General features: G+C 46.0%; 12 protein-coding genes and 1 tRNA gene. 6 read left to right on the top strand and 7 right to left on the bottom strand.

The features are described 5' to 3' along the window. Positions 1-125 precede the first annotated feature (125 nt). The 5 genes from L0U89_RS02095 to L0U89_RS02075 form a co-directional block, all read right to left on the bottom strand. Positions 126-2045, bottom strand: a complete 1920-nt coding sequence (locus L0U89_RS02095; protein ID WP_234859997.1) for an OmpA family protein — start codon at positions 2043-2045, stop codon at positions 126-128. Positions 2046-2049: 4 nt separating this feature from the next. Beyond that, entirely contained in the window at positions 2050-2679 is a 630-nt protein-coding gene (locus L0U89_RS02090) for a 7-carboxy-7-deazaguanine synthase QueE (RefSeq protein ID WP_234859996.1), read from the bottom strand. 123 nt (positions 2680-2802) lie between these two features. After that, entirely contained in the window at positions 2803-3243 is a 441-nt protein-coding gene (locus tag L0U89_RS02085; RefSeq protein WP_234859995.1) for a GNAT family N-acetyltransferase, read from the bottom strand. 57 nt (positions 3244-3300) lie between these two features. Beyond that, positions 3301-3762, bottom strand: a complete 462-nt coding sequence (locus tag L0U89_RS02080; protein ID WP_234859994.1) for a GNAT family N-acetyltransferase — start codon at positions 3760-3762, stop codon at positions 3301-3303. 142 nt (positions 3763-3904) lie between these two features. Continuing rightward, positions 3905-3981: transfer RNA gene (locus tag L0U89_RS02075), tRNA-Ala, on the bottom strand. Positions 3982-4290: 309 nt separating this feature from the next. Here L0U89_RS02075 and L0U89_RS02070 point away from each other — a divergent pair. Beyond that, positions 4291-5166: a LytR/AlgR family response regulator transcription factor gene (locus L0U89_RS02070; RefSeq protein ID WP_234859993.1), complete on the top strand. Its 876-nt coding sequence runs from the start codon at positions 4291-4293 to the stop codon at positions 5164-5166. Here the strand turns inward: L0U89_RS02070 and L0U89_RS02065 are convergent. Together L0U89_RS02065 and L0U89_RS02060 are read right to left on the bottom strand one after the other, a co-directional pair. Next, entirely contained in the window at positions 5163-5858 is a 696-nt protein-coding gene (locus L0U89_RS02065; RefSeq protein WP_234859992.1) for a hypothetical protein, read from the bottom strand. The two genes, L0U89_RS02070 and L0U89_RS02065, sit on opposite strands and share 4 nt — an antisense overlap. 368 nt (positions 5859-6226) lie before the next feature. Then, positions 6227-7018 carry a response regulator transcription factor gene (locus L0U89_RS02060; protein WP_234859991.1) on the bottom strand — a complete coding sequence of 264 codons (792 nt, stop codon included), beginning with the start codon at positions 7016-7018 and terminating at the stop codon, positions 6227-6229. Positions 7019-7227: 209 nt separating this feature from the next. Between L0U89_RS02060 and L0U89_RS02055 the strand changes: the two genes are divergently transcribed. From L0U89_RS02055 to L0U89_RS02035, 5 genes are all read left to right on the top strand, one after another. After that, the gene (locus L0U89_RS02055; RefSeq protein WP_234859990.1) at positions 7228-7776 is read left to right on the top strand and encodes a hypothetical protein; all 549 of its coding nucleotides are present in this window, start codon (positions 7228-7230) and stop codon (positions 7774-7776) included. Between the two features lie 79 nt (positions 7777-7855). Further along, the gene (locus tag L0U89_RS02050) at positions 7856-8638 is read left to right on the top strand and encodes a hypothetical protein (protein WP_234859989.1); all 783 of its coding nucleotides are present in this window, start codon (positions 7856-7858) and stop codon (positions 8636-8638) included. A gap of 60 nt (positions 8639-8698) precedes the next feature. Further along, positions 8699-9775: an alpha/beta fold hydrolase gene (locus L0U89_RS02045; protein ID WP_234859988.1), complete on the top strand. Its 1077-nt coding sequence runs from the start codon at positions 8699-8701 to the stop codon at positions 9773-9775. Beyond that, complete coding sequence (locus L0U89_RS02040) at positions 9772-10293, top strand: GNAT family N-acetyltransferase (protein ID WP_234859987.1); 522 nt, start codon at positions 9772-9774, stop codon at positions 10291-10293. Before L0U89_RS02045 ends, L0U89_RS02040 begins: the two co-directional genes overlap by 4 nt. Before the next feature lie 61 nt (positions 10294-10354). Continuing rightward, on the top strand, positions 10355-10888 hold the full coding sequence (locus tag L0U89_RS02035; RefSeq protein ID WP_234860118.1) for a dihydrofolate reductase family protein: 534 nt from the start codon (positions 10355-10357) through the stop codon (positions 10886-10888). Positions 10889-10892 lie beyond the last annotated feature (4 nt).

Genomic DNA, 10892 nt, shown 5'->3' with positions numbered 1-10892 from the left:
CTTAAAAAAATTCGGGAAAATAGGATGGGATTTCTGATGAATTGCAGAATATTCATAGTGCGTATGACTATTTTACAAAACAATGTATATACATATTTTTTTCAAAAAACTGGAATGCGCTAATGTTACCGGATTAGAATCGTGACTCTCCTGTTCAAAGCGCGGTTTTCGGCGGTATCATTGGGGCGAATGGGTTCCTTGTCGCCCTTGCCCAGGGTACTGACACGATCTTCGAGGATCCCGTTTTCCAACAAGAATGATTTCACGCTGTCAGCCCTTTTCAGGCTCAGGTTTTCATTGTAGGCGGCGTTCCCTTGGTTGTCCGTATGCCCGATGATGGTGATGGCAACTTTTGGATTGTCAATCAAAAATTCATTCAACCGCTTAAGAGAGCTTCTCGACTCTGGTTTGAGGTCGGACTTGTCCAAATCAAAAAAGATGTTTTCAAAAACAAACTCTTCGCCGGGACCAATGGGTGTCAGAGACACCTGCAGGTTTTTTTGGTTTTTCAGATTATCCCGCTCTACGTTGTATATCTGCGGCAGAAATCCTTCCTTTTCGACATACAAACCCGAAAATGACTTATCAGGATACAGCATCATGAATTCCCCGGTTTTGCCATCGGAACGGAATTCGTACAGCGTACTGTCATTGCTCAGGCTGACAAGTGACAGTCTAGCGTCGACAGGTTGCCCGGTCTTGCTGTTGAAAACGGTGCCCTGCGTCACTATCAGGGATTCACCGAGGGCAATTTCCTCCGGAAACTTGAACCTGTACAAATATGAGCGTTCTTCACGGTCCTCCGTGAACGTATTCTCTGTATAATATGCGTAGTCCCGCTGTGCAGTGATAAACAAGGAAAACTGATCCAACTGGTCATTGATGGGATAGCCAATATTCTCTGGCAGGCCGAAATTACCCGCTACCACACGGGACACAAACAAGTCTAATCCTCCAAATCCCTGGTGGCCATCTGAAGCGAAGAAAAGTATTTCATTGTTGAAATAGATGAAAGGAGAAACCTCGTCCTTCGGCGTATTGACTTGGTCTCCCAGGTTTTTTGCCTCGGACCAGGTGCCGTCAGGTAATCTTAGCGAATACCAAATATCCTTGCCTCCATATCCTCCACGCCTGTTGGAGGAAAAAAACAAAATTCGGCCATCTGCAGACAAGGAGGGTTGGGAATCCCAAAACCTTGAGTTGACGGTTTTTCCCATGTTCGCCGGTCGATTCCAAGTATCATTGATTTTGTAGGCAATATAAAGATCGCAATCCCCGAGCGAATTGGGCGCTTGGCAGGATGAAAAGATTAGAATCTTCCCATCTGCCGAAATGGTACAGGTTCCCTCATTATAGGGCGTATTGATCATCGAGGAAATGCTTTGGGGGATGCTCCATTCTTCATCTGAATCCGAAAAATAGCTCACAAACAGGTCTTCGTGCTCGAAATCCCTCAAACCGTCCCGCTTCACGAAGATGATTTTCTTGCTGTCTGCCGTGAGAACCGGGAAATATTGCAGCGGAAAAGAGTTCAGCGGTTCGGGCAATTTTTCCTTGACGATGGAAAGGCCCTTCTTCAGTTCCTCCTTTATAAATGTGATCTGTTTGCTTGCTTCCTGGTAATCGACACGTTTTTTAAAGGTGTCATCCAAAATGCGGTCGGTTTTCTCAAACTGCTCCACTGCTTTCGTAAAATCGCCCATCGTCAAATAACAATGCAACCTCAGCCAACCAAAATCGCCCTTTATCTGGTTGCTGGCCTTTTGGGCCCTCGCTTCGCCCCGTGCAACTACTTCCAACGATTCCTGAGGCTTTCCCTGCGTGAGTAGCACCCGTCCCCATTTGATGTAGGACTCCAAAAAACTTGCCTCCCGCTGGATCGAGGCTTTGTACTTTTCAATTGCCTCGTTATACATCCGCTTTTGGACTAGCTCATCCCCTTCCTGGTGCATCTTGATGGCCTTGCTGTCGATGATCGAATAAGTCTGGGCGACACTTATCTGGGCGATCAAACACAGAGACAGCAACAGCAAAAGGGGCTTCATGGGCTTAGGGGATATCCATAAATTTATGGGTTTGCAGGGAAATTTTCCAAATCGGACGGGATTTTACATAATCGATGATCTTACCCAGAAACTGGTCCTTCTTACCCCATTCGGGTTGAAGGATTTTTTTGCAGGTATCAGCGACATTTTTCGCGTGGGTTTCTGCAAAATCAAAATCCGAGTTGTGATAGACGACAACTTTCAATTCATCGGCTTTTTCGTAGATACTTGGGTGTGGTTTCTTGAATTTCTTGGGAGAAAAGCAAACCCAATCAAATTCACCGGAAAATGGATGCGCGCCTGAAGTCTCCAAATGAACCCTGAATCCCTGTGCTTTGAGTAGCTTGGTCAAGGGTCCAAGCGAATACATCAAGGGTTCACCACCCGTAATCACAACCATCCGACCGGGGTACTCCAATGCACCTTTGACTATTTCTTCGATTGCCAAGATTGGCCACTTGCCGGCATCCCAGGATTCCTTGACGTCGCACCAAACACAGCCAACGTCACAACCTCCCAACCTGATAAAATATGCGGCAGTACCTACATGCGTGCCTTCGCCTTGGATGGTATAAAAAGCCTCCATCACGGGCAGCGCAAGCCCTTCATTTACTTTGTTTTTAAGCTCTTCCATAATTTTTGGTAAAGCGGGTGATCGAACCGCTGTTGGATTGAAGGGCGCAAAGATAGGAAAAAATACCGCGGTAATGTACCACGAACAATGTACAAAGTACCAAGCCTTGTAAAACCGAATACTTTACAAAGACTTTTCCATCACGACGCGATAGTCTTCGGGCTCACCCTTTTTGACCAGGTCGACAATGACAAACCCCCGGTTGAGTCCAAAATGGATCATGTTGCTAAGGCGGTTGCGGGTTTTTAACACGACTTTTTTGTACCCTTTGTTTTTGGCCCATTTTTCCTGTTCGTCGGCAAGCCGGGCCGCAATTCCTTTGCGGCGAAAGGCAGGGAGCACCCCGCCCATCCATGAATAGAAGGAATCGTGGCCATATCTTTCGTAGCCAACCTTAAATCCAGCAGGCTTACCCTCAAACTCCGCGATCAAGATCAGGTGGGGCACATCCGTAAGCCTTTCCTCATAGGTCTTTTCGGAATAAGGTTGAAAAAACTCCGTCACCTGCTGACTGAGCTCCACCACTTCTTCGATTGTGCCTTTTCTGATTTTAATTCCTTTCATAGTCAAACGATGTGATACCTATCATTACTTTTGTTGACCCCAAAGACACAACTTACCTTACAAATCAATTTCCATCTTCACATTGCAACGTCCATATTGGCCGCACCCCATGGGAATGTCCTTGAAACCAATTTTTCGATACAACGCCAGTGCTGCTTCCAATTTTGAACTCGAATAAAGAACGACTTTCCTTCCGCCCAAGGCTCTTGCTTTCTGCAAAATGGCCATTCCCAGCAATCGGCCAATTCCACGGCCGCGTGCCTCCGGGCTTACGCCCATTTTGATCATTTCAAATGCCCCATCACCTGCCTTCACGAGCCCCACAGTTCCCAGGATTCGCTTCCCCTCCTTGGCAAAAAGGATCGCACCGCCTTTATCGAGAATGTACTCCTTTGGGTTTTCCAACTGGTTGCGGTCAAACTCCTCCAAGGAAAAAAACTGCTCAACCCACTGCTTGTTGATGCGCTCAAAATCGGGCTGAAGATCGGGGGTATATTCAATAATTTCGATAGTGTTCATTTCAAATTAAAGCAGGACCGAATTTAAGGATTTCCTTCTAAAAACATCTCCAAGATCGACCCACAACATTGGAATCATACTTCTTGTGCCAAGTAGTTCTGGAAAAAATCGAGCATAAAAAAGCCCGCATCGCTGCGGGCCTTGGTGGAGAATACCGGATTCGAACCGGTGACCTCTACACTGCCAGTGTAGCGCTCTAGCCAACTGAGCTAATTCCCCTTTTTGAGTAATTTAATCCGAGGCGCTCTAGCCTCCCGATAGCTATCGTGCACCGATAACTATCGTGTGGAGCTAATTCCCCTTTCCGTTTTGGAGGCGCTAAATTCAGGAATGATTTTGGGAATTGCAAGCCTGACTTATCAGTCATTTCAAAGTTTCTCTGCACCAAACACTGATTACCCTGTATTCTCAAACTATCTGCGCAAAGGATTGCTTCGTGCCCGGGGTATGATTTCGCGCTCATTTTCTAAGCCCTTAGCAAAATCAATTTGGCTGTTGTCGAATATATGGCCATTTTTGACTTTGTATATGCGTATTACTTATAACGACAAGTGGCTCAGGATCATAAGCTATCCGCTCCTCGGGTTTGTGGTCAGACATTTTGGCGAATACGAGTCTATCGGTACGCTGATGAAGCAGCCACTCTATTATGGGGATTTGCTTTGGAATACGCTCCTCGTGGCGCTTAGCTGGGAATCCAACAGACGACTAATTTTGTATCTGGACCAAAAATATCCTTGGGTTAACAATCAATTTCAGCGCTTTATCATTCAGACGTTTGGATCGCTGCTCATCACCGTCCCCGTGGTTGCATCGATGATCTACATCTGGAACGAGCTGATTATCAACAGACCCGGCAATTTCAATACCGGATATTTGCTCGTTTATGACTTCCCGCTTACCATCGTTTTCACGCTCGTGGTCCACATGATCTATACCGGGATGTATTTCCAACAATACTATTCCCTGACGATCAATAGCCTCCAAAATCGCGTACGGGAATTGGAAACCTCTGTGGCAGGCGTCAGTAACTTTTCTGATCTAAAAAAGCCCTCGGGTTTCCGCAAGTTGCTGATCGTGAATTATGGATCTTCATCTGTACCGGTAGAAACGAATGACCTGGCCTTTATTTACAAGCAGAATGAAATCTGCTTCCTCAAGACCTTTGAGGGAAAGGAATACACCTCCTCTTCTTCATTGGAAACCTTGGAGGAGCAATTGGACCCTGTCGTGTTTTTTCGCCTCAACAGACAGATGATCGGCAACATCAAGGCGATCAAACTATTCAAATCAGATTCCTCTGGCAAATTGATCCTCACCCTTGACCCTCCCACCCCAATTGGGGTGGTGGTCAGTAAAAAGAGGGCAGCGGAGTTCAAAGTATGGATCGGAAGCAAGGTTTAATGCAATTCGATCAGCTCGACATAGATACCAAGCAGGATATGCCAAATCAGGTAATGTCCCAAACGCAGGGATAGCGAGGCGATAAATCCCGCCTTCCGGTACCAAATAGCCTGAAGGAAGTTCATCAAAAATCCCGTCAGAAACGAGTAGGCTATCAGCCAAGCGCTTCCCGCCGGAAGTTGTTCCAATGGCTCCCGCAAAGCAGTCAATACCGCCGCGATCCAAAAGAACCATTGGAAGTACTTCCCCTGCTTCCACCAGTTCCCGACCAGCAATATGATCGTCATCGGGATGAGCCGGTAGAATACCTCTATTTCAAATGCTCCAGAGAAATAAAGGAAAACCGAATAGGGAAATGGTTGGAGAAAGGGAGGCAATTCCGTGTACGGTTCGGGATGCAGGAGTACTTTGATTACGAGAACGTCAAGTATGCCGAAGACTATCCCCAGCAGGACGGGATAGACAATCCGATTCTTGCGGGTCACGTTGTCGGAGAGAAAATCAGGAAGGCCTGCCCTTTGCTGCAAAAACAGAAAAGGTACGCCTGCCATCATCAGCAGCAGGTTGGAGAATTCCCAGACTCGCAAAAAGGAATGCTCTTGGGAAATCGATCTCCCAAAGAATATCCCGATTAGGCATATCACCAGGAACAGGACATAGACAAAAAGATTCTGACTTGAGTTTGTTTTCATGACCGAGGGGATAGATTGATTTGTTGTCGAATATAACGTGCAGGGGCCTGTCCTTGATGACCTGCAATCCAGCGAAGAACCCGTTTCCAAGCGCTACTGGCCTGTTTTGCGCAGCTCAAGTGGAAGAAATGGGGGCTGAAATTATCTTGGCTTTCGGGCGGAGTTAGCACAAAAGACGCTCCCAAGGGCACGACAAAAGCCAAACCTCAGCCAAGTAGCGTAGTTCTTTCGGGGGGATAGCTTGAAAGGGTCGCAACTGCTTCGGAAGCAAGTAAGGATCGTCATCTAGGGTGGTATTCAGCCGCTAAAAAAAATGCCGCCTGGAAGGGTAAATGCTTGGCCTAGCATGGCATGGATGTAGCGGAATATCAAAGTTTGCTGGCCAACTCAGTAGCCTTGCGGACTTGCATCTTTTCGAATATGTTCCTTTTATGGGCCTTCACAGTAAAAGGAGAAATGAACAACTTTTCCGCGATCTCCTCGCTGGAGTCACCTTGGGCAATCAAATGGGCGATTTCGAGCTCCCGCTCACTGAGTGTGGAAATTGGATTGTCGGCAGGGATAAAAACTTTGGTGAACTCTTTGTGACCGCTCAGTTCGTCATAAAACTCAGCCTTGAAGATGATCTTATTATCGGTTTTTTGGTCGCTGATGTCTGTGATGGTGCCAAGCCCAATCAGTGGATAACCTGTCTCTCTATCAGGAACGACGCAAAACTGGCTCAGGTACTTTCCATAAGTCCCATCCCCGCGTAGCGCCCGATAGTTGTTGGTGTACCTGACTTTGTCCCTTGAGCCGATGGGAATTTCTTTGGCTATTTCCTCAGCCAAGCGAAAACAGTCTTCGGTAAGGATTTTTTTGTCAGCCGGATGCATGATGCTAAAAGTGTAATTCATGCCAAGCTCTCCGAGTTTTTTTTGCGCTTCCTGCTCAGACAGGCGAAAAAGTTTGCCAAATATGTTTGGACTCAAAAACTTAATGCCCAAATCCACATAGCTGAATATATAGTAGGCCATCGGGCCCAGGCTGTGAAAAGACTTCACGACCGGGTGGGTTTCCAGTAGGTTGTTGAGCAATTCTTCATAATACTCTGGAGGATTGCCAAGCAGCTGCTTGCTGAACTGGAAAAGGTCCGAGGGTATTTTTTCGTCTGGCTTCATCTCTTATAACAAGGAATAAAGATCGGCAAATAGTCCTTTTGTTCTATTGAATCGGGCAAAATTACCCGCCTACTTTGTACCGATATTTCAGGTGGTCGAATCTATTGAAGCGAAGACGATAGCAACCCTACCAAACCCGAAAAATCGATCTCGAGTGATTGAATCAAAAACCAACTACATACCAATTTAACACACAAAAAAAGATGATTATGAGAAAGTTAGCGCTTTTTTACTTCGTGTATTTTTCATTTGTCTCCTGTCAAGAAGTTGAACAATTGCCAGCGGCGATCAACTATGTAAACCTAAATGACGCAACGGCAAGTCAGGCTAAGTCATTTAGCATTGATATTGATCAGGATGGGGACACGGAGTTTTTGTTTACCACGGTTTTGGCAGCTGATGCCACCGGCGATTTGCGTCAGTTTGTCATTTCCCCGGCCAGGGAAAACCAGGTATTTGAGATTGCCGGAAGGGTCGGTGTATTGGAAGCCGGGCAGGAAATTGCCCCCGGAAATCCGTTTGATAAAAACGTGCAGCCCATGGTAGTAAAAAGAATTTCCAACACTGCAACAAGCTGGAGCGGGGACTGGAAAGATGCGGGCAACAGGTTTGTGGGAATTCGATTCAAGCTAAATGATCAGGGATATCATTATGGTTGGATTCGGGTTTCCTTTGACAAGGAAGCGGAAAGAATGGTGATCCATGACTTTGCCTACAGGACTACTGTGGACTCAAAAATCGCCGCAGGACTCAAATAATAAAGATGGAAATCTCCACGGTTATTCTGCCCGGAATTCGGGCCAAAGAAACAGTGGACCAAGATATAATTCGGATGTTATGAAAAGTCTATATCCAATATTTCTTTTCGCAGTGGCTTTTTGTGGATGCATCGAGCAAGAACCGACCACGAATCCACCTCAAAAAAGCCAGCTTAGGGCATTGCAAACAATAGGCCAAGGATGGACCTACCAAGAGGAGTACCGATACCATTCCGACGGACGTGTGGAGGAAATCCGTTGGGAGCGGAATACGCCCTTTACGACCCAAGGTGTCGAAACCTACCAATACGACAATAATCTTCAGCTCTCCGGCATGGTGAAGGAAATGACCGGGCTTGTGACTGAAGAAATTCGCTATCGTTATTCCGGTTCACAAATTGTTGAAGCGAGCTCTTATTCCAATGGAGTAAAGGAATCCTACACCCTCTATTCCTACAACCCGACAGGGCAATTGGTAAAGACTCAGTTTTTCAAAAGGAATCCAAGCACCAATGAAATGCTTGCTGATGGGGAGACGCGTTTTTCCTATCACCAGCATGGGAACGTTCAGGAAATTCAGGAGTTTGTCTTTGATCTTCAGGAGTCACGAATGAAGCTTCACACTACGCGAACCTTCCCGGAGTACCTGCTGAATCGGGAAGCCGTGTTGGATGCCTATCCCACCATACCCAAGGTACGGTTACAAAAGAACCTTCCCACTAAGTATGTGTTAATGACACCTTCCACTCAAATGGAAGTTAAATTCGACTACAGATGGATGCCCGATGGAATACTGCTCGATCGGACTGCAATCTATCCTGACGGTACGTCCGAGCAAACAGTATTTACATTCTTTCCATAAACCGCCCTCGAAGCCGAAGGCAAAAAAAAATCAGACTACTAGCCATTTAAATCTTCATTTATGTATAATTCCAAAGCGTCAAATCTGCTGAGACTTCCCCTGATCCTCTTGATGGTTTTTGTTTTTGCTTCCTGTACTTCTACAAAGAAAGTGAAAACGCCCAACGGTATTTCTGAAATCCAATACATGGATATCAACGGGGCCAAGCAGTATGTACTTATCCGCGGAACCAATCGGGAAAATCCCGTGCTTCTTTTTCTGCATGGAGGTCCTGGCGCTTCCGCAACAGCCTTATTGAGCAAGTTCAACGGGGCATTGGAGGACCACTTTACTGTCGTGTATTGGGATCAAAGAGGTGCCGGCAAATCCTACAACAAGCACATTTCCAAGGATGAAATCAAGGTCAAACAGTACATCGCAGATGCTGAATTCCTTGTAAACTACCTCAAAAGCCGCTTTTCCACAGAAAAGATTTTTCTTGTTGGGCATTCTTGGGGCTCAAGGCTGGGGATGTACCTGGTGCAAAAGCATCCGGAAGATTTCTTGGCGTACGTGGGCGTGGGACAGGAATTGGCTGCATTCGAAGGCGAACTTCAATCTTACCAATTTACCCTGCAAAGGGCCAAAGAGACCAACAACCAGAAGGCGATCCGTGAATTGGAAGAAATCGGAGCGCCCCAATCCGGGGACTTTACGCAGATGTATTCCAATGGTTTTTGGGGACTCGTAAAGCAAAAGGACTGGTTATTGAAGTTGGGAGGAGAGCGCTATGGTAAAACCAACTACACCGACTGGATATTTTCAATCTGGTTTTCGCGGGAATATGGTTTCTTTGACCTGGTCAAGTATGGCAAAGGATCGGGCTTTTCCGCCGGAAACGCGATCTATGACCCCGATTTCAACAACTTCAATTTCTTCGAGCAAATCCCTGAGGTTCAAATTCCGGTGTTTTTTATTTCAGGCGCACATGACTACAATACTCCTTGGCCACTTGTCGAGGAATATTTCGGTGTGCTGAGGGCTCCCTACAAGGAATTCATCAAGTTTGAATACTCAGGTCACAGCCCTGTTTTCGAAGAACCGGAGCGGTTTAACGAGGAAATTATTCGGATTTACAACACCGCAAACGCCCGATGATAGAGACAGCAAGGTTGATCATAAAACCACTGACGTATGATCAGTTGGTAAAATACACCGCCTGTGATAATTCTTTGGAGGAAGAATTGAACTTGAATCCTTCATCCAGGACAATTTCTGCCGAGCTAAAAGAAGCCTTGGAGGAAACGATACTATTGAATGCGGCAGATCAGTCGAAAAACTACCTGTATTCCACGCTTTGGACGGCCATTTCAAAGGAAGAGAACAAGATGATCGGTGACCTCTGCATCGTCGGCGAACCAAACGAAGCAGGCGAAATTGAGATTGGATATGGAACCTACGATGAGTTCCAGGGAATGGGCTACATGACCGAAATGGTAGGAGGAATCGTCAACTGGGCCAAAACACAACCAATGGTAAAATCCATTGTGGCTTCCACCGACAAACCCAATCTAGCCTCCCACAAAGTCCTGCAAAAAAACGGGTTTATCAAAGTTGAAGAATCGGCAATAGCAATCACTTGGAGATTGACCTTAAGTGGGGAATCTGGTTTTTAGTATCAATGGATTATCCTGCATTTTAAACCCGCAACTAAATATTTTAACCCGTTTGGGAATGATGGAAACAAACAGAAAACTAATCCTCTACATCGCCATGAGTCTGGACGGATATATAGCCAAACCCAATGATGATCTGAGTTTTTTGTCATTGGTAGAAAAAGAAGGCGAAGATTACGGCTACGCGGAATTCATTTCCTCCGTAGATACCGTCATTATGGGCCGAAAGACTTATGATTGGGTTACCCAACAGGTTGATTTTCCCCATGCTGACAAGGATGCCTACATTGTTACCAAGACGTCCCGACCGGCTATTGGAAAGACTGTTTTCTACAATGGAGATCTGAAGGAGTTGGTTAAACAATTGAAGGCAAAAGAGGGAAGAAACATTTTTTGTGACGGCGGAGCGGAAATCGTGAATGAACTTTTGAAGGATGACTTGATTGACGAATTCATGATTTCGGTAATTCCTGTGTTGGTTGGCAATGGCACCAAACTCTTCAAAGACGGGAGGCCGGAGCAGACTCTCAAATTGATCCATGTGAAGACTTTTGAAACTGGGTTGAGCCAGCTTCACTTTGCGCGCACCAGATGATATC

It is taken from the genome of Mariniradius sediminis (genome assembly GCF_021491425.1).
In the GTDB taxonomy this organism is placed as follows: domain Bacteria; phylum Bacteroidota; class Bacteroidia; order Cytophagales; family Cyclobacteriaceae; genus Mariniradius; species Mariniradius saccharolyticus.
Note: the sequence above shows the minus strand (reverse complement) of the source record. Positions and strands in the feature narration are given on the sequence as shown.

Excerpts from the sequence above, each read along its gene's own strand:
- L0U89_RS02095 (WP_234859997.1), bottom strand. The coding sequence starts at position 2,045 with ATGAAGCCCCTTTTGCTGTTGCTGTCTCTGTGTTTGATCGCCCAGATA.
- L0U89_RS02090 (WP_234859996.1), bottom strand. The coding sequence starts at position 2,679 with ATGGAAGAGCTTAAAAACAAAGTAAATGAAGGGCTTGCGCTGCCCGTG.
- L0U89_RS02085 (WP_234859995.1), bottom strand. The coding sequence starts at position 3,243 with ATGAAAGGAATTAAAATCAGAAAAGGCACAATCGAAGAAGTGGTGGAG.
- L0U89_RS02080 (WP_234859994.1), bottom strand. The coding sequence starts at position 3,762 with ATGAACACTATCGAAATTATTGAATATACCCCCGATCTTCAGCCCGAT.
- L0U89_RS02070 (WP_234859993.1), top strand. The coding sequence starts at position 4,291 with ATGCGTATTACTTATAACGACAAGTGGCTCAGGATCATAAGCTATCCG.
- L0U89_RS02065 (WP_234859992.1), bottom strand. The coding sequence starts at position 5,858 with ATGAAAACAAACTCAAGTCAGAATCTTTTTGTCTATGTCCTGTTCCTG.
- L0U89_RS02060 (WP_234859991.1), bottom strand. The coding sequence starts at position 7,018 with ATGAAGCCAGACGAAAAAATACCCTCGGACCTTTTCCAGTTCAGCAAG.
- L0U89_RS02055 (WP_234859990.1), top strand. The coding sequence starts at position 7,228 with ATGAGAAAGTTAGCGCTTTTTTACTTCGTGTATTTTTCATTTGTCTCC.
- L0U89_RS02050 (WP_234859989.1), top strand. The coding sequence starts at position 7,856 with ATGAAAAGTCTATATCCAATATTTCTTTTCGCAGTGGCTTTTTGTGGA.
- L0U89_RS02045 (WP_234859988.1), top strand. The coding sequence starts at position 8,699 with ATGTATAATTCCAAAGCGTCAAATCTGCTGAGACTTCCCCTGATCCTC.
- L0U89_RS02040 (WP_234859987.1), top strand. The coding sequence starts at position 9,772 with ATGATAGAGACAGCAAGGTTGATCATAAAACCACTGACGTATGATCAG.
- L0U89_RS02035 (WP_234860118.1), top strand. The coding sequence starts at position 10,355 with ATGGAAACAAACAGAAAACTAATCCTCTACATCGCCATGAGTCTGGAC.